The sequence below is a fragment of the Microbispora sp. NPDC004025 genome, assembly GCF_053604425.1.
In genome coordinates this window covers 1-22,329 of sequence record NZ_JBSGHN010000028.1, presented here as the reverse complement: position 1 = coordinate 22,329, position 22,329 = coordinate 1, and the positions used below count along the sequence as shown (strand labels likewise).

General features: G+C 72.3%; 25 protein-coding genes. 12 read left to right on the top strand and 13 right to left on the bottom strand.

Annotated elements, in window-relative coordinates:
• Positions 1-29: 29 nt before the first annotated feature.
• Together ACWEQG_RS38255 and sigE are read right to left on the bottom strand one after the other, a co-directional pair.
• On the bottom strand, positions 30-593 hold the full coding sequence (locus ACWEQG_RS38255; protein WP_452292429.1) for an anti-sigma factor family protein: 564 nt from the start codon (positions 591-593) through the stop codon (positions 30-32).
• Complete coding sequence (sigE, locus tag ACWEQG_RS38250; RefSeq protein ID WP_363462211.1) at positions 590-1,198, bottom strand: RNA polymerase sigma factor SigE; 609 nt, start codon at positions 1,196-1,198, stop codon at positions 590-592. The genes ACWEQG_RS38255 and sigE overlap by 4 nt, the downstream gene beginning before the upstream one ends.
• A 185-nt stretch (positions 1,199-1,383) precedes the next feature.
• Between sigE and ACWEQG_RS38245 the strand changes: the two genes are divergently transcribed.
• Complete coding sequence (locus ACWEQG_RS38245; protein WP_169987219.1) at positions 1,384-2,013, top strand: O-methyltransferase; 630 nt, start codon at positions 1,384-1,386, stop codon at positions 2,011-2,013.
• Between the two features lie 21 nt (positions 2,014-2,034).
• Here the strand turns inward: ACWEQG_RS38245 and ACWEQG_RS38240 are convergent, their stop codons facing one another.
• Together ACWEQG_RS38240 and ACWEQG_RS38235 are read right to left on the bottom strand one after the other, a co-directional pair.
• Positions 2,035-3,399 carry a leucyl aminopeptidase gene (locus ACWEQG_RS38240; RefSeq protein ID WP_452292460.1) on the bottom strand — a complete coding sequence of 455 codons (1,365 nt, stop codon included), beginning with the start codon at positions 3,397-3,399 and terminating at the stop codon, positions 2,035-2,037.
• A gap of 162 nt (positions 3,400-3,561) precedes the next feature.
• Positions 3,562-3,729 carry a DUF3117 domain-containing protein gene (locus ACWEQG_RS38235; protein WP_076433904.1) on the bottom strand — a complete coding sequence of 56 codons (168 nt, stop codon included), beginning with the start codon at positions 3,727-3,729 and terminating at the stop codon, positions 3,562-3,564.
• Positions 3,730-3,855: 126 nt separating this feature from the next.
• On the opposite strand from ACWEQG_RS38235, the gene ACWEQG_RS38230 reads away from it, so the two are divergent.
• Together ACWEQG_RS38230 and ACWEQG_RS38225 are read left to right on the top strand one after the other, a co-directional pair.
• A complete protein-coding gene (locus ACWEQG_RS38230) occupies positions 3,856-4,683 on the top strand; it encodes a PaaX family transcriptional regulator (RefSeq protein WP_452292427.1) in 828 nt (275 codons plus the stop codon).
• Between the two features lies 1 nt (position 4,684).
• Positions 4,685-5,464: an enoyl-CoA hydratase-related protein gene (locus tag ACWEQG_RS38225; protein ID WP_452292425.1), complete on the top strand. Its 780-nt coding sequence runs from the start codon at positions 4,685-4,687 to the stop codon at positions 5,462-5,464.
• A gap of 14 nt (positions 5,465-5,478) precedes the next feature.
• On the opposite strand, the gene ACWEQG_RS38220 is transcribed toward ACWEQG_RS38225, so the two are convergent.
• Both ACWEQG_RS38220 and ACWEQG_RS38215 read right to left on the bottom strand, forming a co-directional pair.
• Positions 5,479-6,057, bottom strand: a complete 579-nt coding sequence (locus tag ACWEQG_RS38220) for a DNA-3-methyladenine glycosylase I (RefSeq protein ID WP_452292423.1) — start codon at positions 6,055-6,057, stop codon at positions 5,479-5,481.
• Positions 6,054-6,455 carry a hypothetical protein gene (locus ACWEQG_RS38215; protein ID WP_452292421.1) on the bottom strand — a complete coding sequence of 134 codons (402 nt, stop codon included), beginning with the start codon at positions 6,453-6,455 and terminating at the stop codon, positions 6,054-6,056. Before ACWEQG_RS38215 ends, ACWEQG_RS38220 begins: the two co-directional genes overlap by 4 nt.
• A gap of 43 nt (positions 6,456-6,498) precedes the next feature.
• On the opposite strand from ACWEQG_RS38215, the gene ACWEQG_RS38210 reads away from it, so the two are divergent.
• Positions 6,499-6,771 (top strand): hypothetical protein, encoded by a 273-nt coding sequence (locus ACWEQG_RS38210; protein WP_452292419.1) that lies wholly within the window; start codon positions 6,499-6,501, stop codon positions 6,769-6,771.
• On the opposite strand, the gene ACWEQG_RS38205 is transcribed toward ACWEQG_RS38210, so the two are convergent.
• From ACWEQG_RS38205 to fdxA, 7 genes are all read right to left on the bottom strand, one after another.
• Complete coding sequence (locus ACWEQG_RS38205; protein ID WP_363462097.1) at positions 6,768-7,346, bottom strand: LOG family protein; 579 nt, start codon at positions 7,344-7,346, stop codon at positions 6,768-6,770. The genes ACWEQG_RS38210 and ACWEQG_RS38205 overlap by 4 nt on opposite strands.
• Before the next feature lie 9 nt (positions 7,347-7,355).
• Positions 7,356-8,102, bottom strand: coding sequence for an LOG family protein (locus tag ACWEQG_RS38200; RefSeq protein WP_363462095.1), 747 nt, complete (start codon positions 8,100-8,102; stop codon positions 7,356-7,358).
• Between the two features lie 221 nt (positions 8,103-8,323).
• Complete coding sequence (gene dapE, locus ACWEQG_RS38195; protein ID WP_452292418.1) at positions 8,324-9,379, bottom strand: succinyl-diaminopimelate desuccinylase; 1,056 nt, start codon at positions 9,377-9,379, stop codon at positions 8,324-8,326.
• A gap of 24 nt (positions 9,380-9,403) precedes the next feature.
• Entirely contained in the window at positions 9,404-10,177 is a 774-nt protein-coding gene (locus tag ACWEQG_RS38190; protein WP_452292416.1) for a hypothetical protein, read from the bottom strand.
• 49 nt (positions 10,178-10,226) lie between these two features.
• On the bottom strand, positions 10,227-10,859 hold the full coding sequence (locus ACWEQG_RS38185) for a DUF4178 domain-containing protein (RefSeq protein WP_452292414.1): 633 nt from the start codon (positions 10,857-10,859) through the stop codon (positions 10,227-10,229).
• An 11-nt stretch (positions 10,860-10,870) separates the two neighbouring features.
• Complete coding sequence (gene dapC, locus ACWEQG_RS38180) at positions 10,871-11,950, bottom strand: succinyldiaminopimelate transaminase (RefSeq protein ID WP_452292412.1); 1,080 nt, start codon at positions 11,948-11,950, stop codon at positions 10,871-10,873.
• A gap of 44 nt (positions 11,951-11,994) precedes the next feature.
• Positions 11,995-12,321 carry a ferredoxin gene (gene fdxA / locus ACWEQG_RS38175; RefSeq protein ID WP_346228349.1) on the bottom strand — a complete coding sequence of 109 codons (327 nt, stop codon included), beginning with the start codon at positions 12,319-12,321 and terminating at the stop codon, positions 11,995-11,997.
• A gap of 94 nt (positions 12,322-12,415) precedes the next feature.
• On the opposite strand from fdxA, the gene ACWEQG_RS38170 reads away from it, so the two are divergent.
• The 8 genes from ACWEQG_RS38170 to ACWEQG_RS38135 form a co-directional block, all read left to right on the top strand.
• Complete coding sequence (locus tag ACWEQG_RS38170) at positions 12,416-12,652, top strand: putative acetyltransferase (protein ID WP_396706218.1); 237 nt, start codon at positions 12,416-12,418, stop codon at positions 12,650-12,652.
• Between the two features lie 86 nt (positions 12,653-12,738).
• Positions 12,739-13,839 (top strand): ABC transporter substrate-binding protein, encoded by a 1,101-nt coding sequence (locus tag ACWEQG_RS38165; RefSeq protein WP_452292410.1) that lies wholly within the window; start codon positions 12,739-12,741, stop codon positions 13,837-13,839.
• Positions 13,840-13,964: 125 nt separating this feature from the next.
• Positions 13,965-14,741, top strand: a complete 777-nt coding sequence (locus ACWEQG_RS38160) for a class I SAM-dependent methyltransferase (protein WP_363462083.1) — start codon at positions 13,965-13,967, stop codon at positions 14,739-14,741.
• 70 nt (positions 14,742-14,811) lie between these two features.
• Positions 14,812-16,395 (top strand): hypothetical protein, encoded by a 1,584-nt coding sequence (locus ACWEQG_RS38155; protein ID WP_452292408.1) that lies wholly within the window; start codon positions 14,812-14,814, stop codon positions 16,393-16,395.
• A gap of 3 nt (positions 16,396-16,398) precedes the next feature.
• Positions 16,399-18,459: a UvrD-helicase domain-containing protein gene (locus tag ACWEQG_RS38150; protein ID WP_452292406.1), complete on the top strand. Its 2,061-nt coding sequence runs from the start codon at positions 16,399-16,401 to the stop codon at positions 18,457-18,459.
• Positions 18,460-18,514: 55 nt separating this feature from the next.
• A complete protein-coding gene (locus ACWEQG_RS38145) occupies positions 18,515-20,380 on the top strand; it encodes a sigma factor-like helix-turn-helix DNA-binding protein (protein WP_452292404.1) in 1,866 nt (621 codons plus the stop codon).
• 43 nt (positions 20,381-20,423) lie between these two features.
• Positions 20,424-21,515, top strand: a complete 1,092-nt coding sequence (locus tag ACWEQG_RS38140; RefSeq protein ID WP_452292402.1) for a cysteine--tRNA ligase — start codon at positions 20,424-20,426, stop codon at positions 21,513-21,515.
• Positions 21,516-21,625: 110 nt separating this feature from the next.
• On the top strand, positions 21,626-22,329 hold a 704-nt coding region (locus tag ACWEQG_RS38135), incomplete at its 3' end, for a hypothetical protein (protein WP_452292400.1).

The following is a 22,329-nucleotide window of genomic DNA, read 5'->3' as shown; positions in this document are numbered from 1 at the left end:
GGTGTCCGATCGTATGCCGTCTCCTCGGCTCAGCGCGAAGGCCCCCCGGTGACGCTCGGTGACGGGCTGGGCGACACGCTCACCACGGGCGCCCTGTTCTGGGCGGGATGCTGTACGAACATCTGCCCGGGCGTCGGGTTGGGGGTGGCGGTGGATCCGCCGGCCATGAGCATGGTGCCGAGGGCGACGGCGGCGCCGGCCATTCCCACGGCGACGTATCCCGCGCGTCTGATCCTGCCGGGCCGCCCCGGACCCGATCGTCCGCCGTCCCTGCCCCGGGGCCGGTTGTCCAGCGGCCCGGCGGCGTGCATGCCGGGAAGCCGCCCGGCGCCGAAGGCCGGGTGGTCGGGAAAGGGCCGCATCCGCGGCGGCAACGGCCCTCCCGGCTCCGCCATCCGCAGCAGCGACATGGTGAGGTCCGCCGGCATCGCGGGCGGGTCCATGGACCGCAGACGGGTCTTCAGCGCCCGCATCGCCTCGACCTCCGCGCGGCAGTCCGCGCAGAACGTCAGGTGCGCGAGCGCGCGTTCTCGCTCGTTGTGACTGAGTTCGCCGTCGATGAGCGCGGAGACGCGCTCGCCAAGATGACTCACAGTCCCTCCCTGCTGAATGAAGGGGGGGTTTGATCGCCGTTCCGGTTCGCCGAGGGCGCCCGGTGGTCGAGCGCCTCCCGCAGTTGGGCGCGGCCGCGGTGGATGCGGCTGCGCACCGTGCCGAGTTTCACGCCGAGCGTCGCGGCGATCTCCTCGTAGGACAGTCCCTCGATGTCGCACAGCACCACGGCCGCCCGGAACTCCGGCGCCAGGGCGTCGAGCGCGGCCTGGATGTCGGGCTCCAGGTGCGCGTCGTCGTACGCCTGCGCCGGGGACGGTTCGCGCCCGCGCAGCCGCTCGGCCGCGTCGTCCGCGAGCCCCTCGAAGCGGATGCGCTGCTTGCGCCGCGCCATGTCGAGGAAGAGGTTCGTCGTGATCCGGTGCAGCCACCCCTCGAACGTGCCCGGGGTGTAACTCGACAGGGACCGGAAGACCCGGACGAAGACCTCCTGAGTGAGGTCCTCGGCGTCGTGGACGTTGCCCGTCAGCCGATAGGCCAGCCGGTAGACCCGGGCGGAATGAGTGCGGACGACCTCCTCCCATGTGGGAGGCGTCCAGTCGGACACCGAAGTCTCCGCCTGGTGGTCGTGCTCGTCCACCGGCATTCCTCTCTGCAGGATCGTCGCTACAGCCATAGTGCCTGGTTTCGCCCCTTCCTGCGCACCGCGGGCCGAGCGGTCTCGAACAAAGACCGTTCAAAGCGTGCAACGTCCCCGTTGTGGCGTGAGTTCCCGTTCCGGTCCGACTCCCCTAGGCTGCGACCAAGATGAAGCAGGGGAGGGAGAGGCCGATGGCGACACCGGCCAGCCTGGAGTACGCGGAGGAGTTCGTCCCGGAGGACGACATCCTGCGGACCGCGCGCCGGCGGGGCATCGAGGTCGGGGCGCACCCGATCCTGCCCGGGTGCGGAGCGGCGCTCTGCTTCCTCGCCACCGTGGTGAACGCGCGCTCGGTGGTGGAGGTCGGCACCGGGTGCGGGGTCTCCGGCCTGTGGCTGCTGCGCGGGATGCGCCCGGACGGCACGCTCACCAGCGTGGACGTGGAGCCGGAGCACCAGCGCATGGCGCGCCAGACGTTCGCGGAGGCCGGGTTCTCCGGCAGCCGGATCCGCCTGATCGGCGGCCGCGCGCTCGACGTGCTCCCCCGCCTCGCCGACGGCGGCTACGACATGGTCTTCTGCGACGCGGCCAAGCAGGAGTACATCGACTACCTCACCGAGTCGGTACGGCTCCTGCGTCAGGGCGGGGTCGTGGTCTTCTGCGACGCCTTCTGCGGCGACCAGGTGGCCGACCCGACCCAGCGCGACCCGGACACCGTCGCGATCCGGGAGCTGGGCAAGCTCGTCAGGAACGACGAGCGGCTGCGTCCGCTGATGCTGCCGCTCGGCTCCGGCCTCCTGGCCGCCGTGAAGCTGACCTGAGGGAACCGCCCTGAGCGGGCGTCAGGCGGTCAGGTAACGCAGGAGCAGGCGGACGCCGAAGCCGGTGCCGCCCTTGGTGATCTCCCCCTCGTCCGAGCCGGCCCGCGCGGGCCCCGCGATGTCCAGGTGCGCCCAGGACCGCCCGCCGGTGAACTCGCGCAGGAACAGCGCCGCGGTGATCGACCCCGCCGCGCCCGACTTCATCGTGTCGATGTTGGCCAGGTCGGCCACGTCCGAATCGAGCATCGCGCGGTAGTCCTCGACGAGCGGCATCCGCCACAGCCGCTCCCCGCTGGCCTCCCCGGCGTCGACCAGCGCGGCGGCCAGCGCGTCGTCGGTCGAGTAGACGGCCGCGAGCGACTGGCCGAGCGCGACCTTGGCCGCCCCGGTCAGCGTCGCGATGTCGACGACGACGTCCGGGTCCAGCTCGGCGTCCGCGTACGCCAGCGCGTCGGCCAGCACCAGACGGCCCTCGGCGTCGGTGTTCAGCACCTCGACCGTGCGGCCGCCGTACTGGGTGATGACGTCCCCGGGCCGCTGCGCCGAGCCCGAGATGGAGTTCTCCGCGCACGCCACGAGACCGGTGACCCGCACCGGCGCCTCGAAGGCCGCCAGCGCGCTCATCGCGGCGATGACGGCGGCGCCGCCCGCCATGTCCGTCTTCATCGCCTTCATGCCCTCGGTGGGCTTCAGGGACAGGCCGCCGGTGTCGAACGTGATGCCCTTGCCGGCGAGCACCACGTGGGCGCGCGGGTTCTCGGGGGTGTAGGAGAGCTGCACCAGGCGCGGCGGGCTGATCGACCCCTGCCCGACGGCCCTGATGCCGCCGAACTCGGCGAGCTCGGACTCCTCCCACACCCGCACGGCGAGCCCGGACTCGGCCGCGACCGCCTTCGCCTGGTCGGCGAGCCACGCGGGCGTCTTCACCGAGGACGGGGTGTTGACGAGGTCGCGGGCGAGCGCGGTGGCCCGGGCGACCGCCTCGCCGCGCTTCAGCTCCCGCTCGTCCCCGCCGACGAAGGCGATCTCCCCCACCGGCTTGGTGCGGCCGTTGCCGATGGTGAACGTGTACGCCGCGAGCAGCGCCCCCTCGACCAGGGCGGCGGCCTCCCCCTCGGACGGGACGACGACCGACAGCGAGGCGCGGCCCTTCGCCCGCCTCGCGACGGCCGCCCCGGCCTTGCGCAGCGCGGCGGCCGAGCCGTCGCCGGTGCCGTACAGCAGGACGCGGCGGACGGCGCCGTCCCGCGCCACCGGCACCTCCACGACCTCGCCGGGGTCCCCCTTGGCCTCGTAGTGCGCGAGCAGCGCGTCCACCGGCACGGGCGTCTCGAGCCAGGGCGCCGCGGCGGGGGTCAGATCCGGACCGAAAGGCACGGCCACCAGGTCGGCGTCCGGGGCGGGCCCGGCACCGCGACCGTCGTCAGCACCGCGAGGACCGGCGAAAACCGGCGTGGTCTCGATGGGCACGTCCACCTCCAACAGGGCGGCCCCGGGGCGGGATCACCCGCCGCCAGGGCCGTTAATCGAACAGGTCGGCTGATCAGATCAGCCGACCACCTTCTTCAGCGCGTCACCGAGGGCGCTGGCCTCGTCCGCGGACAGCTCCACGACGAGTCGGCCGCCACCTTCGAGAGGGACCCGCATGACGATGCCCCGTCCTTCCTTGGTGACCTCCAGCGGACCGTCACCGGTCCGCGGCTTCATCGCCGCCATGCGTGTATCCCTTCCCGCGTTGTCGGCCGCCCCGGAGGGTAACCGGCGTATTCACGTTTCTGTGATGTTCTATTATCCCGCCTCCGAGCTCAAAAAGGTAACGGCCCGGCTCCGGTCAGTGGATCAATGCGGCGCGGCACGCGTTGTGGACGGACCGGACGTGACCCCACACTGGGTGGGGTGAACGCCCGAGCCGCGCTTTTCGATCTTTATGGGGACCACCTTCGCACCCGTGGCGGCCGTGCCTCCGTGGCCGCGCTCGTGAGGCTGCTCGCGCCGCTCGACATCGCGGCGCCCGCCGTGAGGACCGCCATATCCCGCATGGTCAGGCAGGGCTGGCTCGACCCCGTACGGCTGCCGCAGGGACCGGGGTACGCCGTCACCCCGAAGTGCGAACGCAGGCTCGACGAGACGGCGGCCCGCGTCTACCGCGGGGGCGACGCGCCGTGGGCCGGGCACTGGCACGTCCTGGTGCTCGAACCGGTCAGGGACCGGGCCCGGCGCGAGCGGCTCCGGGCCGACCTCGCCTTCCTCGGGTACGCGCCGCTGTCGGAGACGACCTGGATCGGCCCCCGACCCTCGCCGGAACTCGACGCGCTGCGGGTGCCCGGCCATCGGTTCGACGCCGCGTACGAGGGCGACCCGCGTGACCTGCTCGCCCGCGCGTGGGACCTGGACGCCATCGGCGACGCGTACGAGGATTGGCTGGCCAGCGCCGCGGACCTGGTCGGCTCGCTGCCGGACGACGCGCCGGACGACCGGGTCTTCGCCGTCCGCAGCAGACTGGTGCACGGCTGGCGCAACTTCCTGTTCCGCGACCCCGGGCTCCCCGCCGACCTGCTGCCGCCGGGCTGGCCGGGTGAGAAGGCCCGCGCCTTCTTCGACCAGGAGGCCGCGCGGCTGTTGCCCGCCGCCGCCGCGTTCGTGGACCGCACACTGAATGGAGCCGCCTGAGATGACCGTGACCTACGACGTCGACGAAGCCGTCGCCACGATCACACTGAACCGCCCCGACGCGATGAACTCGCTGACCGTCGCGATGAAGACCGGCCTGCTCGCGGCCGTGCGGCGCGCCGCGGACGACGCGTCGGTGCGGGCCGTGCTCCTCACCGGCGCGGGCCGGGCCTTCTGCGCGGGGCAGGACCTGCGGGAGCACGCCGACAACCTCGACCGGGGTCTCGGGCTGGCGAACACCGTGCGCGAGCACTACAACCCGATCGTGCTGGCCATCGCCACGATGGGCAAGCCCGTCGTGGCCGCCGTCAACGGGGTCGCCGCGGGGGCGGGCGCCTCGCTGGCGTTCGCGTGCGACTTCCGGGTGGCGGCGGAGGGCGCCAAGTTCTCGATGGCGTTCACCGGTATCGGGCTGGCGCCCGACTCCGGCGCGTCGTGGACCCTGCAGCGGCTCGTCGGCCCCGCGCGTGCCCGTCAGATGCTGCTGCTCGGCGACGTCGTGGACGCCGCCAGGGCCCTGGAGCTCGGCCTGGTCGCCGAGGTGGTCCCGGCCGGCCGGCTGGCGTCCGCCGCCCGCGACCTCGCCGTACGGCTCGCGCAGGGGCCCACGCGGGCGTACGCCGCGACGAAGGCGGCGCTGGACCAGGCGGCGTCCTGCTCCCTCGCCGACGCGCTGGAGCGGGAGGCGGAGCTTCAGGACGAGTGCGCGGCCACCGCCGACCACGCGGCGGCGACCAAGGCGTTCCTCGACAAGGAACTCCCTACCTTCGAAGGCCGATAGGCGCTTCGAAGCGATCAGACACGGCGCAGGGCGCTGACGGCCTCTCGGACGTGGCAGTCGGCCACGTGGTCGTTGACCAGGCCGATGGCCTGCATCAGGGCGTACGCCGTGGTGGGCCCGACGAAGCGGAAGCCGTTCTTCTTGAGGTCCTTGGCCAGCGCCGTGGAGCCGGCGGTGCTGGCCGGGACGTCGGCGAGGGTGGCGGGCACCCGCCCGGGCTCCTCGGCGTACCGCCATACCAGCGCCGACAGCCCGCCCGGCACCTCCGCGGCGGCGCGGGCGTTGGCGACGGCCGCCTCGATCTTGGCGCGGTTGCGCACGATGCCCGTGTCGGCGAGCAGGCGCTCCACGTCGCTCTCGCCGAATGCCGCCACCGCCGGGATGGAGAACCCGGCGAACGCCTTTCGGAAGTTGTCCCGCTTACGCAGGATCGTCAGCCACGACAGGCCGGACTGGAACGCCTCCAGGGTGATCCGCTCGAAGACGAGGTCGTCTCCGCGGACCGGACGGCCCCACTCCTCGTCGTGGTAGGCGACGTAGTCGGGCGTCGTGCCCGCCCACCCGCAGCGGACCAGCCCGTCGTGCGTCGTCACCACGCCTCCTCGGCCTCGGCGCGGTCACGCTCGGCCCGGCTCTCGTCGGCGTCGTCGGTCTGCTCCGCCTCGGCCTGCCGCGTCTCCTGGCGCACCTGCGGCCGGGCGTACGATAACTCGGCCACGCGCTGCTCAAGCACGGCGATACGGGTGTCACGCTCCCCCAGCGCCACCGAGACGCGGTGCAGGGTCTCGTCGACGGCCTGGGTGCTGTAGCCCACGAGACCGATGGGGAGCTGAAGCGCGATCAGGTCGGCGGGGGTCACCTGACCGGCCGCGGGAAGATCGAGCGGCGGCGCGTCAGGGGGGAACTCCGCCATCTCGCCGCCGTGTCCCAACGAGACCATGACCACGCAGACGATCACGGCGAGCCCGGCGATGACGAGTACGACCAGCACATACGAATCGTGCCACAACTCTCCGGCGTGCGAGCATGGAAGCATGACGCGCGTGATCGGGCCCGACGACGAGACCGAGCCCGGCTGGGTCGAGGCCGCTTCGCTGCCGGAGGTGTCCGCGCTGGCCCGGGCGGGGCGCACCGTCGTCGTGACGCTCCCCGGCGACGAGACCGAGGCCCTCGCGGCCGCCGCCGCGTTCGCCTGGGCGGGCGCGAGCGTCTTCCGGACGTCCCACGACGTACGGCAGGCCCTCGACATGACCGAGGCCCTGCTGGGCCGCAGGCCCCCCGCCCTGACCCGCCGCGGCCTGGCCTAGCTCTCGCCGAGCTCCTCGCCCGTGGGGCTGAGGCGGACCGTGGACAGCTCGAGCATGTCGAGCGCCTCCTCCACCGTGGTCGCCCACGAGATCGCGTCGAACACGTTCGGCCGGGTGAAGCCCTGCTCGTACATGCCGTCGACCAGGTCGCGCAGCGGCGCGTACAGGCCCCAGGGGTCGAGGACGACCAGCGGCCGCTCGTGCATGCCGAGCACCCTGGAGGTCCAGATCTCGAACAGCTCCTCCAGGGTGCCGATGCCGCCCGGGAGCACGAGGAACGCGTCGGACCTCGCGTCCATGATCCCCTTGCGCTCGCGCATGCCGGCCGTGACGATCAGCTCGTCGGAGTCGGTGTCGGCGATCTCGACGTCGACCAGGGCCTGCGGGATCACGCCGACGGTGTGGCCGCCGCCGGCCCGGACCGCCCGGGCGACCTCGCCCATGCAGGAGACGATCGCACCTCCGCTGACGAGACCGTGGCCGCGGTGGGCCAGTTCCGTCCCCACCTCACGGGCGAGGTCGAGGTACTTGCGGTCGATCTTCTGGCTGGACGAGCAGTACACGCAGACGAACACAGGGCAACCCTACTGATTGGCGGCGCGCCGGTCGGCCTCCACGATGATCCGCACGGCCTCGTCGGGATCGTCGGTGACCGAGATCAGGTCGACGTCCTGCTTCGAGATCTTGCCGGTGGTCAGCAGCGTGTCGCGGACCCAGTCGATGAGCGGCGCCCAGAACGCGACACCCATCATGATCACCGGGAACGAGGTGACCTTCCGGGTCTGGACCAGGGTCAGCGCCTCGAACAGCTCGTCGAGCGTCCCGAAACCACCGGGCAGGGCGATGAACCCGCTGGCGTACTTGACGAACATCGTCTTGCGCACGAAGAAGTAGCGGAACTCGATGCCGAGGTCCACGTAGTCGTTGAGGCGCTGCTCGTGCGGCAGCTCGATGCCGAGACCGACCGAGACGCCGCCGGCTTCGAGGGCGCCCTTGTTGGCCGCCTCCATCACGCCGGGGCCGCCACCGGTGATCACCGCGTAGCCCGCCTTGGCGAGCGCCGAGCCGACCTTCACCCCGAGTTCGTACTCGGGGCTGTCGGGACCGGTGCGGGCCGAGCCGAAGACGGTCACGGCGGGGGGAAGGTCGGCGAGGGCGCCGAAGCCCTCGACGAACTCGGACTGGATGCGCAGGACCCGCCAGGGATCCTCGTGCAGCCAGCCGGTGGGACCACGGCGGTCGAGCAGGCGCTGGTCGTGGGTGGATTCGGGGACGAGGCCGCCGCGGACCAGGGACGGACCCTGCCGGCGTTCGGGTCGGGAGTGGTTCATGACGGTCACGCTAACGGTCGGGATCGGTAACGGTGCAAGACGAACGCGCTGCCCCGGCGCCCACGCCCCAAACGTTCCGGAGAAATCTGAAAAACATCCGCGGAAGGATGGAACCGGTCGTCGCCGAGGCCCCGTCTAAGGAACGAGGGTGCTGCTCGGGACGAAAGTGGCTTTCCCCGCCAAATGGCCGGCGAGGAGAGCCACTTTCTTCTATCTACGGGTCATGCGGTCAGCCAGGCCGTCATGCGGCGCTCGCTCTCGACGATCTTCGCCAGGCTCACGTTCTCCCCTGCCGTGTGCGCGATGTCGGGGTTGCCCGGGCCGCAGTTGACCGCGGGCATGCCGAGGGCGGAGAAGCGCGCGACGTCGGTCCAGCCGAGCTTGGCCCGGGGCGTGCCGCCGATCGCGGCCGCGAACGCCGCCGCGACCGGGTGGGTGAGCCCGGGCCGCGCGCCCGGCGCGCCGTCGGTGAGGCGCACGTCGAAGCCGTCGAAGACCTCCTGGACGTGCGCGAACGCCTCCTCCAGCGTGCGGTCGGGGGCGAAGCGGTAGTTCACCGTCACCACGCACTCGTCCGGGATCACGTTCCCGGCCACCCCACCGCGTACGCCCACCGCGTTGAGCCCCTCGCGGAACCGGAGGCCGTCCACCACCGGACGCCGCGCCTCGTAGCCCGACAGGATCTCCAGGACCGGCGCGACGCCGTGGATGGCGTTGACGCCCTCCCACGACCTGGCGCTGTGCGCCCGCACGCCCTTCACCGTGATGTCGGCCCGCAGCGTGCCCTGGCAGCCGCCCTCGATGAGCCCGTCCGTCGGCTCCATCACGACCGCGAAGTCACCCTCGATCCATTCGGGATGGGTGCGGGTGAGCCGCAGCAGGCCGCTCCGCTCGGCCTCGACCTCCTCGCAGTCGTAGAAGACGAAGGTGAGGTCGCGGTTCGGCTCGGCCAGCAGGCAGAGCTTGAGCTGGACGGCCACGCCGCTCTTCATGTCGGAGGTGCCGCACCCGTGCAGCACCCCGTCCTCGACCCTGCTGGGCAGGTTGCCCGCCACCGGGACCGTGTCGATGTGCCCGGCGATCACCACGCGCTCGGCCCGGCCGAGATCGGTGCGCGCCACCACGGCGTCGCCGTCCCGCAGCACCGTCAGGTGCGGCAGCGGGACGAGTGCCTCCTCGATGGCGTCGGCCAGCGCCTTCTCCGCGCCGCTCACCGATTCGATGTCCACCAGTCGCGCCGTCAGCGCGCCCACGTCCTGGGCAAGGTCAAGCCGCATGTCACCCGACCCTAATCCACAGGCTCACGCGATCTGCACGGTGGCGACGGGCTTGGCGTTCTTGCGCCAGCCGTCGTGCCCGCTGGCGGCCGTCCAGGTGACGCCCTCGAAGCGCACCTGGCGCAGGTGGTACTTCTGCGCGTGGGCGACGTACCAGGCGGCCACCAGCCAGCCGCGCTTGGGCGCGGAGTCCGTCCCGAGCGCGCGCACGAGCTGCTTGCGCGCGACCTCCGGCTGCGGCGAGGCCGGCTTGTCCGAGGGCGGGTACCAGCAGTGCACGGCCTGGGGCACGCGCCCGATGAACGCCGCCGAGAGGATCTTGGCGTCGTACTCGTGCTCGGCGTACGCCGAGCCGTCGGCGGAGCGCTGCACGGCCTGGGCCGCCTCGTGCAGCGGCAGGGTCCGGTAGTGCTTCACCTTCTCCAGGGCGGCGAAGAACTTCCGCGTCGCGTAGACGGGGTCCTGCAACTGCTCGACCGTCCCCCAGCCCTGCGAGGGCCGCTGCTGGAAGACGCCCACCGAGTCGCGGTCGCCGTACGGCAGGTTGGCCAGCTTGGACTCCTGGATCGCGGTGACGTAGGCGATCTGGAGGGCGCGCTCGGGCAGCTTGCGCCGCACGGCGACGGCCGCGATGGTGGCGGCGACCTGGGCCTGCTCGATGTCGATGTCGAGCGTGCCGTCGGTGGTCTTGACGATGCAGTGTTCGCCCAGAGCGAACGGCTCGGTCCGCTTCAGTAAGAGGTAGGCGCCGTAGAAGATGGCCGCGCCCAGCAGGACGACGATGACCACGACGGTCACGACAGGTTTGGTAAGGCGCCGTTCCACGAAGCAGAACCTACCCCGGTGATCAGGGCAGCCGATCCACCCGGACCGAACCGGGGGTGAGCGGACGGGCGTAGGACGTCTCCCACTGACCGCCCTGGACACGCTGGAACGACAGCAGGCGGCCGTCGCCCGCCCGGTAGTCGGCGAAGTCGAGCAGGCCGCGCTCGGGCAGCCCGGTCGTCCCCTCGGAGCGGAAGGCGGCCGTGCCGCGCTCGATCGGGGAGAACTCGACGCCGTCCACGATCAGCATGTGCTTGGCCGGCACCATGCCCTGGGTCGGCACATCGGTCCACAGCAGGACCTCCAGGTGGAGGGGCTCGCCCTCCACGCCCGGCCGCTCCTCGACCGACAGCCAGTTGTACCGCCGGGCGCCCTCGTCCAGCAGGTACTCCGTCCACTTCTCGCCCTGCATGGTGCAGTGCAGGGCGCCGACGGCCCGATAGCGGGCGGCCTCCACGTAGACGGTGTCCCCCACCCGGATCGTGCGGGGGTCGAAGAAGTCCGGGTCCGCCGCGGGGTCGGGCGACGAGGACCCTCCCGCGGGGGCGGGCGGGGTGCGGACCGGCCGGCGCGCCCGCGTGCGCCGGGCCACGGCGAGGACGCCCAGCATGACGACCGTGGCGAGGCTCAGCACGATCACGATCGCTGTCGTCATGGCGCGCGATCCTACTGGAGGCGGCTGACCGCCGCATCGACGCGCTCGTCCGTGGCCGTGATGGCGATGCGGACGTGCCCACGCCCGGCGTCGCCGTAGAACTCTCCCGGCGCGACGAGGATGCCCCGCTCGGCCAGGGCGCGCACCTGGTCCCAGCAGCCGGAGCCGTTCGTGGCCCACAGGTAGAGCCCGGCGGCCGAGTGCTCGACCCGCCAGCCGGCCCGCTCCAGCGCGGGCCGCAGCACCGCCCTGCGCCGGGCGTACCGCTCGCGCTGCTCGTCGGCGTGCGCGTCGTCGTCGAGCACGGCCGCCGTCGCGGCCTGGACCGGGGCGGGCATCATCATGCCGGCGTGCTTGCGCACCTCCAGCAGCCGCCGTACGAGCCGGGGGTCGCCGGCGACGAAGCCCGCGCGGTATCCGGCGAAGTTCGACCGTTTCGACAGCGAGTGGACCGCGAGCAGGTTCTCGTGGGAGCCCTCGCACACGTCCGGATGGAGGACGGAGACCGGGTGCTCCTCCCAGCCCAGCTCGATGTAGCACTCGTCGGACGCGACGACCGCGCCGCGCTCGCGCGCCCACGCGACGACCTTGCGCAGGTGCTCGGCGGGCAGGACGCGCCCGGTGGGGTTGGACGGCGAGTTCACCCAGACGAGCGGGACCCGCTCCGGGCCCAGCGCGAGGAGCCCGTCGGACGCGTAGGGCTCGGCCCCGGCCAGCCTCGCGCCCACGTCGTACGTGGGATAGGCGAGCTCGGGGAAGACCACGCGGTCGCCGGGGCGCACACCGAGCAGCGTCGGCAGCCAGGCCACCAGTTCCTTGGAGCCGATGGTCGGCAGCACGTCGCCGGGGTCGACCGTGACGCCGTGCCGCCGCCGCAGCCAGCCCGCGGCCGCCTCACGCAGCCGCGGCGTGCCGTACGTCAGGGGATAGCCGGGGCTGTCGGCGGCGGCGGCGAGCGCCTCGCGGGCGACCGGGGGAACCGGGTCGACCGGCGTGCCGACCGACAGGTCGACGATCCCGCCGGGATGCGCCCGTGCCAGGTCCTGATAGGGCACGAGCCGATCCCATGGGAAGTCCGGCAACGCAAGCAAAGAAAATCCCCCAGTCGTCACGGACGACGCCGGTCAGGCGTCGGTCAGTGGTCCTCACCCTGCGGCGGGAGCGCCGCGACCACCGGGTGGTCCTTGTTGATCTTGCCGACCTTCGAGGCGCCGCCGGGCGAGCCCAGCTCCTCGAAGAAGTCGACGTTGGCCTTGTAGAAGTCCTTCCACTGCTCGGGAAGGTCGTCTTCGTAGAAAATCGCCTCTACGGGGCACACCGGCTCGCACGCACCGCAGTCCACGCACTCGTCGGGGTGGATGTAGAGCATGCGTTCGCCCTCGTAGATGCAATCGACGGGGCATTCCTCGATGCACGCCTTGTCCAGGACGTCCACGCAAGGCTGCGCGATGACGTACGTCACCTCAGGCTCCTTCTGGGTTGCACGGCTCGACCGCGGGTTGCTAGCCCTAGTATTGCGGTGCCTGCCGACTAGCTGGAACAGGAGGGGGGCAATCGTGGTGGCCCCTCGGCTCGGAGCCCGTCTCGTGGTCGCCGTCACCCCTGCCGACGTGGGCAAACGGGTGACGACGCGGCGCAGGGTGCCCGGTGGGTACCGGGACGCGGTCGGCGTGTTGGAGTCCTGGCACGATGGCGTGCTCATCGTACGGAAACGGGACGGAAGCCTCGTCGAGATCGCCGAGGACACCCTGGCCGCCGCCAAGATCGTGCCGCCCGCGCCGCCCGCCCGGTAATCGGCGTGCATGGTGCGGACGCCGACTCGGTAATCCCTTAGCGCGCCGACGCGAACGGCCGCCGCGACGCGGGGAGCATACGCGGCGTGACCATACGTGCCTGCGTCGTGACGATCTCCTCGGCGGCGATCCTCCTGTCCGCGGCCTCCGCGTGCTCGAAGCCGTCGTCGCCGTCCTCGTCGGACAAGCCGCTGCCTCCCCTCAACCCCCGCGCCGACAGCCTGGCGTCCGGGTTCGGCACCATGGACAGGCTCGTCGAGGCGGCCAAGAAGGAGGGCGCGCTCACCGTCGTGGGCCTGCCGGGCGGCTGGGTGGGCTACAAGGAGATCATCGCCAGGTTCTCCGACAAGTACGGCATCAAGGTGACCTCGATCGTGCCGGAGGCGAGCAGCAAGCAGGAGATCGACACCGCGGCCCGGCTGAAGGGGACCAAGCAGGCGCCCGACGTCTTCGACCTCACCCTGGAGGTCGCGGTCGCCAACGCCAAGCTCTTCGCGCCCTACCGGGTGACCGGCTGGGCGGACATCCCCGACGACGTCAAGGAGCAGAGGGGACGCTGGTTCGCCGCCTACGGCGGCTACATGTCGATCGGCTACGACCCCCGGAAGGTGCCCGCCCCCGCGTCGTACGGCGCGCTGGCCAGGCCCGGGACCGTGGTGGCGCTGCCGGGCGACCCGCGCCGGGTGGCGTCGGCGTTCGACGCCGTGATGGCCGCCTCGCTCGGCAAGGGGCTGCCGGACGCCGCGCGGGGCGTGAACCTGTTCGCGCGGCTGAAGAAGGGCGGCATGCTCGGCCGGCCCGACCAGGCGACCGCCATGGTGGACTGGGACTTCATGAACGCGGCGCGGGCGGCCTCCGGACGCGGCGCCGCGGCCTGGCGGGTGACGATCCCCAAGAACGAGGTGCTCGCCTCCTACTACATGCAGGCGGTCAGCGCCGACGCCCCGCACCCCGCCGCCGCGCGGCTCTGGGAGGAGTTCCTGCTGTCCGACGAGGGCCAGAACCTCTTCCTCAAGGCGTTCGCCCGCCCCGCCCGCATCGAGGCGATGGAGATGCGCGACACGCTCGACAGGGGCGCCGCCGCCAGGCTGCCCACGGTGTCCGGCGACCCGGTCATCCTGAGCGTCCCCGAGCAGGATCGGGCCAAGTCGTACATGGCCGCGAACTGGGCCCGGATGGTCGGCTGAGCCACCTGATCTCGCGGAGGCGACGGAAGCCGTAAAGTGTGTCGTTAGCCCAGCAGTCTCACAAGTCGGCATGAGTCTGCGGCAATCCCGACACCGGGCACCACGTGTCAGAATGCGAGCCGATCTTGAGGTACGAAACTCCCAGTCTCACCCGATGGAACGCTCGCGCCTACGACAGCTCCTTCGGATACGTCTCCGCGCACGGCGCCCCGCTGGTGGAACTGCTCGACCCTCGCCCCGGTGAGCGCGTGCTCGACCTCGGGTGCGGCACCGGCGTGCTGACCGCCGACGTCGCCGCGCGCGGCGCCCAGGTCCTGGGCATCGACGGCTCCCACTCCATGATCGAGCAGGCCATCGCGCACCATCCCGGCCTGGACTTCACGGTGGGCGACGGTCACGACTTCACCGTCGCCCAGCCGTACGACGCGGTGTTCTCGAACGCGGCGCTGCACTGGATGAGCCGCGACCCCGACGCGGTGATCGGCTGCGTGCGGGAGGCGCTGCGGCCGGGCGGCCGGTTCGTCGCCGAGATGGGCGGCGCGGGCAACTGCGCGGCCCTGACCGCCGCCGTGTTCACCGCCTGGCGCGAGTACGGCCTGCCCGAGCCCGAGTTTCCGTGGTACTTCCCCAGTCCCGCCGAGTACGCCCTCCGCCTGGAGAAGGGCGGCTTCACGGTCCGGCTGCTGGAGTATTTCGACCGCCCCACCCCCCTCGACGAGTGCCCGAACGGCGCGGCCGACTGGGTCCGGATGTTCGCCGGCTCGCTGCTCGACCGGGTCCCCCCGGCGGCCGTGGAGCCGCTGCTGCGCCGGGTCAACGAACTGGCCGCCCCCGCCCTGCGCCGGGAGACCGGCTGGATGGCCGACTACGTCCGCCTCCGCTTCGCGGCCGAACGCCGCTGAGCCGCGAGTCGCGTGAACCCCGAACCTCCACCACAGCGGGGGCGATTTGCCAGACTATGGACTGGTCTCTGTGAGTGATGGGGAAAGCATGAACTTCTGCCTGAGTGACCTCGTGCCACCGCTGCGCTGGAGTGACGCTGCCCGTATCACCGCGCTGACCGACCGGCCCGGCCTGCCGGACGCCTGGTGGCGGACGCTGCCCCTGCACCGCGTGCTCGCCGTCCTGGACGCCGAGGCGCTCGGCGACCTGCTCACCGGGCTCGCGCTCGACCACTGGCCGGCGGCGGCCGTCGGCGACGTGCTGCCCGCGCTGCACGTAATGGACCCCGACGAGGCCGACGACCCCCAGGTCGCGATCGCGCTCGACCGGGCGGGGTCGTGGCACGGCCTGCTCGCGCTGTCCGGCCGGGAACTCGCCGACCAGCCGTTCGTCAAGGCACGGCCCGTGCTGACGGCTCTCTTCACCGCCGTGTTCTTACAGATGGCCCCCGAAGAGACGGCTCCCGAGGAGGCGCCTCCGGAGGAGACGCCCCCTGAAGGGATGCCGCCGGAGGAGGAGGCCGAGCCGGCTCTGGAACAGGATCTGCCCGCGCTGATCGACGCGGCGTTCGGCGACCTGGACGACCAGACCTGGATGGTGGCACAGAACCGGGTCTTCACCGGCGAGCCGTCCGCGCCCGAGCAACTGGCCAAACTGCTGGCCGTCCCTCCCGCCGTCATCCACGAGTCGGAAGCGGCCCTGCGCGACCGGCTGTCGCGCTGGCTCGCGCTGCCCGCGGCGGCGCCGTACAACGAGCACCTGGCCCGTCTCACCGACGAGCTCGGAGCCGCGGTCCCCAAGGCGCGGTTCGTCGCGGCGGCCGAGTGGCACGAGCGCGAGCTGCGCTCGCTGGAGGTGCCCGCCTGGCGGTTCGTGCTCGCCACGCTCCCCGGCCACCGCCTGTCCGGCGACTGGCTCGTGGCCGGCGACATCGAGGAACTGCGGGAGAAGACGCGGAACCTGATCGCCTCGGCAGAGCGCCCGCCGACCGTCTCCCAGGCGCTGGAGATGATCTCCTCTCTCGGCGTACGTCCCGACGTGGCACGGCAGTGGCTGGAGAGCGTGCCGCAACTACGCGCACAGAAGGCGGACCGGCAACAGAGCGGGCTCAAGGACGTGGCGCTGACCCGGCGGTGTTTCCGGCAGCCGGACGGCAGGTGGTGGCTCAGGGTGGACGTGTCCGGCGAGCACCTCGACGGTGTCGAGGTGCCGCTGCCGAGCGGGTTCGCCGCCTATATCGGCCTCGCGCCGGGCGAGGACCGCACGGTGCACAGCGCGGCCGGCGAGGTCGCGCTCTCCTGGCACGCGCGGCCGGCTCTGGACTCCCTCCAGCGCCTTCTCAGCGAGATCTCCGCGGAGGAGGGCAGCCACATCTTCCTGACCCTGTCCGAGGAGGGCACGCTGCGCGTACGGCACCTGCCCGCCGCCGACGGCGGCGACCAGACGAGCCGGGCCCTGCGTCTGGTGGGCCACACCACGCCGAGCGGCACGCCCGAGCAGGCGGAGCAGGTGATCGCGACGCGCGTCGGCCTGACCGGAGCCGTCGAGCGGCCGGAACTCCTCGCGCGGCTGCGGGAACGCGGGGACCGCGACCTGCTGACCCTGCTGGGATAGCCCATGCCCCGGCTCGCGATCTCCCCGGAGTTCCTGCGCGGGCTCGGCGCGCTCACCCGGACCGTCCGCAGGGACGTCGCCGTCGCGGTGCGCAGGTTCCTGCTGAACGCGTCCGCCGCGCCGCATCCCGAGAGGGTGCGCAACAGCCGCGATCCCCGCGTCGCCACGCTCCGGCTCGCCGACCGTCACCGGGGGGTGGTGGTGCGGCAGGAGGACGTCTACTGGCTGCTCACCGTGCTCCCGGACGCGGAGGCGTGGTCGTACGCCCAGCGGCACAGGGTCGGCGTGAACACGGCGATCGGGATCGTCGAGACCTGGGACGCCGAGGCCCTCGAGCGGGTCGAGCCCGCCCTGCGCCGCGCGGCGGAGTCCGGCGGCCGGCCGCTCTTCGACCACTGGTGCGACACCGACCTGCTGAACATCGGCGTCGACGCCCGCCTGCTGCCGCTGCTGCGGCTGATGACGTCGGAGTCGCATCTCGCGGCCGTCGAGCCCATGCTCCCGCAGAGCCAGTACGCGCCGCTCGCGGCGCTCGCCCGCGGCGGCTCGCTCGCCGCGGCCTGGCGCGAGCTGGACGCCTGCCGCTCGCGCGTCGCCGACGACGTCGACCCCGAGGACCTGCTCGCGGCGCTGCGGCGCAGCCCCGACCGGGCCGCGTTCGCCGCCGACGCCGCGGAGCTCGAGCGCATCCTCACGCTGCCCACCTGGTGCACGTTCCTGTACCCGCCGCAGCACACGTACGCCAACTGGCCGGCGTACGAGCAGCCGGTGCTGATCACCGGCGGCGCGGGCACCGGCAAGACGGTCATCGCGCTGCACCGGGCCGCCCTGCTGGCCCGCGCGGCCACCGGCCCGGTGCTGCTCGTCACGTTCTCGCAGGGCCTCGCGACCGAGCTGTCCGCGCGGCTCGACATGATCATCGATGACGAGCTGGTCCGCAAGCGCGTCGAGGTGGGCAACGTCGACAGGATCGCCCACCGCATCGTCGCCGCGGCGGAGGGCCGCGCGCCGGCGCTCGTCTCCTCCGACGACCTGGCCGACCTGTGGCAGGAGGCGGCCGTCGGGCGCTTCGGCAGCGCCTTCCTGCTGCGCGAGTGGGAACAGGTGATCCTCGCGCAGGACCTTCGCACGCTGGAGGAGTACCAGACCGCGGCCCGGCCCGGCCGCGGCGTCCGCCTGGACGCCGAGTCGAGGACGATGGTGTGGGAGGCCGTCCAGCACGTCGTACGGCGGCTGCGCGAGTCCGGCCGGCGCACCCTGCTCCAGCTCGCCTCCGAGGCGGCGGGCCTGCTCGGGCGGGCCGTCGGCGATCTGCTGGGCGACGAGGCGCCGGGGCGGGAGCCGTACCGGCACATCGTCGTGGACGAGGCGCAGGACCTGCACCCGGCGCAGTGGCGGCTGCTGCGCGCGGCGGTCCCCGCCGCGCCCAACGACCTGTTCATCCTGGGGGACCCGCACCAGCGGATGTTCGACACGCGGGTCGCGCTCGCGGACGTCGGCATCCCCGCCCGCGGGTTCCGCCTGAGGATCTCCCACCGCCTGCCCGCCGAGATCCTCTCGTGGGGGGTGCGGCTGCGGGGCGGCGGCCCCGCGGACGGACTCGTCGCGGGCAACGCCGCGATGTACGGCTACCGCGCGCTGGACCACGGCCCGCGTCCGACGGTGCGCGAGTACGTGAGCGCGGAGGCGGAGATCGCCGGGCTCGTCTCCACCGTGGCCGAGTGGCTGGAGGAGGGCGTGCCGACCGCGCAGATCGCGGTCGCCGCACGCACCCCCGACCTCGTGCGTAGCGCCCGTACCGCACTACGCGAAGCGGGCATCACGGTCAAAGTCACGTCCCTTCATGGCATGAAAGGGCTGGAATTCCGCCGCGTGGCCGTGATAGGCGTGGCTGACGGGATCGTGCCGGCGCCGGACGCGCTGACCCCGGCCGACGAGGATCCGACGGCCCGGGCGCACGATCTGCAACGCGAACGGGGGCTGCTCTACGTGGCATGTACGCGGGCAGGGGAGCTGCTCTACGTGTCCTATTCCGGCCGAGCCAGTCCCTTCATCCCGGCCTGACGTCGGATCCCCTAGTCTGAACTGCGGATATATTCCCCTTGCCGGTTGGACCTGCATGAACCTCAGCCTTAGCGACATCGTGCCTCCGCTGCGCTGGACCGCGCCCAGCCAGGTAGAGCCGATCGCGAGCGACCCCGGTCTTCCCGACGCGTGGTGGCAGGCGCTCCCCCTCGACCGGGCCTGTGCGGCGGTGGGGACCGGTCAGGTCGCCTCCCGGCTCGCCGACCTCACGATCGCCTGCTGGGCGCACCTGGTCCTCGGCGACATCCTGCCGCTGCTGAGGTTCACCCATCCCGAGGAGAGCCTGCAGACGCCCGGCCCGCGGGAGAGCGTCCACGAGCTGTACGTCGACGTGATCGACAAGCTGCTGGCCACCGAGCCGGCACGGGAGCCTGCCGGGGCCGCGGTCCCGCCCGCTCTCCCCGAGCGGCCGATGCCCGAGATCATCGACGAGATCTTCGCCAGGCTGGACGACCGCCAGCGGGCCATCGCGCGGGACCGGCTCTACTTCGACGCCTCCCAGCAGCCGGGCCAGGCCCAGCGGGCCACCCTGGACGAGCTGGCCCAGCGCTTCTCGGTCACCCGTGAGCGCATCCGGCAGATCGAGCGCGACCTGCGCGACCACGTGATGGACTGGCTGAACGGCCCGGCCGCCGCGCCGCTGAACGCCCACCTGTCCTGGCTGCGCACCCGGCTGGGCTCGGCCGTGCCCGCCGATGACCTCGCGGCGGCCGTGCCGTGGCACCGTACCGAGCTGATCACGCTCGCGATCCCCGCCTGGCGGTTCGTCCGCACGCTGCTCACGGGGTACGAGCAGGTGGACGGCTGGCTGGTCGCGGGCGGCGCGGACGAGCTCAGGGAGAAGACACGGCAGCTTTTCACCGACGGCCCCCGGCCACTCGACGAGGCGGTCTCCCTCGTCGCCCAGCTCGGCATCCGGGAGGACGTCGCCGAGCGCTGGCTCGCGTCGGTGCCGCACCTGCGCGTACTGGACGGCCACGTCGTCCCCTGGCCGCGCAGCATGGGCGACAAGGCGGAGGCCGTACTGGCGGTGACCCGCGCGCCGCTGACCCCCGAGGAGATCCAGACGCGCATCGGCGAGGACTACAGCCTCGTCGGCATCCGCAACCAGCTCGCCTCCGACGAGCGGTTCATCCGGCTCGACCGCAGCAAGTACGGCCTGCGGCGCTGGGGCGGCGACGAGTACCTCGGCATCCGGGAGATGATCATCCGGGAGATCGAGCGCGCGGGCGGCGAGGCGTCCGTGAGCACAGTGGTCGACAACCTGACCTCCCGCTACGACGTGAGCGAGAGCTCCATCAGGGCGTACGCCGGAGGACCGGGCTTCGAGCGGACCCAGCGCGGCTACATCAGGGTGGCCGGGCAGGACCAGGCCGAGCCGTACCAGCCGCGCCGTGACGTGTCGATGACCCGCCGCTGCTTCCGCAGCAGGGACGGCCGCTGGTGGCACCGGGTGGACGTGAACGCCGAGCACCTGCGCGGCTCGGGCTCCCCGCTGCCGACCGGTTTCGCCGCGCACCTCGGCATGGCGCCCGGCGGCCAGCTGACCGCCTCCACCGCCTCCGGCGAGGTGGTGATCAGCTGGCACAACCAGCCGACGATCGGCTCGATCAGGAACGTGCTGGCCGAGTACAACGCGTCCGAGGGCGACCACGTCTTCCTCACGGTCTCCGACGGCGGCGAGCTGCTGACCCGTTTCCTGCCCGCCGCGGCGGCCGGACTGCCCGCGATCAACCAGGCGCTGCACCTGATCGGGTACACCGCTCCGGTGGCGTCGGAGGCCGAGGGCCTGCGGCTCATCGGCGCGCGCATCGGCCTGCCCGAGGGGATCGCCCGGGAGGAGGTCCTCGATCGCCTGCGCGAGCGCGGCGACCGCGACATCCTGACCTTCCTCGCCTGACTCCGGGTAAAGGGATGTCAGGGGCAGCACGTAGGCTCGGACCATGTTGCGGCTCCACGACACCCTGACCCGGCAGGTCGTGCCTGCCGCCCCGGCCGGCTCGCGGATCCTGCGGGTGTACACCTGCACCGCGCACGAGACCGCCGGCCTCGCCGACCTGCGCCCCGCCCTGCTCGCCGACCTGGTCCGCCGCGTCGCCGAGCGCGCCGGACTGCGGGTGCTCGCCTGCCGCAACGTCTCCGACCTCGGCGGCGGAGACGGCGCCTCGATGGACGCCGACACGCTCGCACTCAACATGCGCGCCCCCGAGCACTCCCCCCGTACCAGCGAGACCATGGGCCTGGTGATCGAGCTCATCGGACGGCTCATCGAGCGTGGCCACGCCTACGTGACCCCCGAAGGGGCGGTGTTCTTCGACGCGGCCTCCTTCCCCGCGTACGGGGGCATCTCCGGCAAGCCGGGCTCGGCGTCCGACTGGCCCCTGTGGGAGCCTCTGGGGGATTCGGCGGACGGCGGCGCCGGGGCGGTCTGGGCCGCACCATGGGGACGCGGTCTGCCCGGCCGCGACATCGAATGTTCGGCCACGCCGCTGCGCTTCCTCGGCGCGCGCTTCGACCTGTACGTGGGCGGGGCCGACCTGTGCTCCCCCCACCACGAGAGGGCGCGGGCCCAGTCGAACGCCGCGACGGGTCAGGAGGCCGCCGCCCACTGGGCCCACTCCGGGCGCCTGCTGTTCGACGGCCGCCCCACCGGCACCGGCGACGTCGTCTCGCTGTCCGGCATCGCCGCCGCCGGCCTCGACCCCCTCGCCGTACGGCTGGCCCTGCTCGAGCACCACTACCGGCGGCCGGTCGACCTCACCTGGGACGCCCTTCGCGCCGCCGACGAGGAACTGCGGCGGCTTCGGCGCCGGGTGGCCGAATGGGCCGAGTCACCGAGCCGCCCGATCGACGACGCCCACGCCGAGCGCGTCCAGCGGGCACTGGACGACGACCTCGACACACCGGAGGCGCTGCGCCTGTTGCGCGACCTGGAGGCCGACGAGTCGGTCACGCCGGGTTCCAGGTTCGAGACCTTCCTCCACTTCGACCACGTGCTCGCCCTCGACCTGCCCGCCGACATCGGCCGGATCTGACGGGCACCTCCCGCCCAACCTGTCGCTCCAACAAATCGCCGCTCACAGGTGTTCGCGATGCGTTGGCGTGAAAGAATTCATACACGAGTTCGAATCAGGTGGGAGGTGTCATGGATCCGTTCGCTGTCGATCCTGATCGTCCCCACCGTTCGAACGGCACCGACGGCGGCTGGTGGGATCGGCTGACGGCCGATTCACCGTTGTGGGTTTCCAAGGATTCATGCGTCTGCGGCTGTGGAGGCCCGAAAGAAGGAGCCGCCGGCAACGGCGAGGAGGCCGACGATGCCGGGAGCGCCGCCAGCGCGGCTTCTGCCGGAGCGGGCTCTGCCAGGGCGGGTACCGCTGGCGCGGGTGATCGCCAGGGTCGGTCGTCGTGGGTGTTGGTGGCCTCTTTGAGGGAGTCGGCGCAGGCGTTGGCGTTGGCGGCGGTTCCGGACGATGTGGATATCTGCCTGGCCGAGGCCGAGGAGTTGATGTTCGCGCGGGATCGGATCACGTGTGCTCTTGCTGATCGAGTCGGGCGGGTGCATCGGGCAGGGCAGGCCAAGCGGCATGGGCATGCCTCCACCCGCAGTTGGCTGCGCACCGCGGGCGGGATGAGCGTGGCGGGTGCGGGCCGCCTGCTGACGTTGGCGGTGGAGCTGGCGCGTCTGCCTCGGGTGCGGGAGATGTTGGCCGCCGGTGGGTTGGCGGCGGGGGTGGCCGAGGCCATCTGCGCCGCGGTTGCCGGTCTGTCGGATGAGCAGGCCGGCTTGGCCGAGCCGATCCTTTTGGAGCTGGCGGGCAGGGCGGGTGCGGCGGAGGTGGCCAAGGC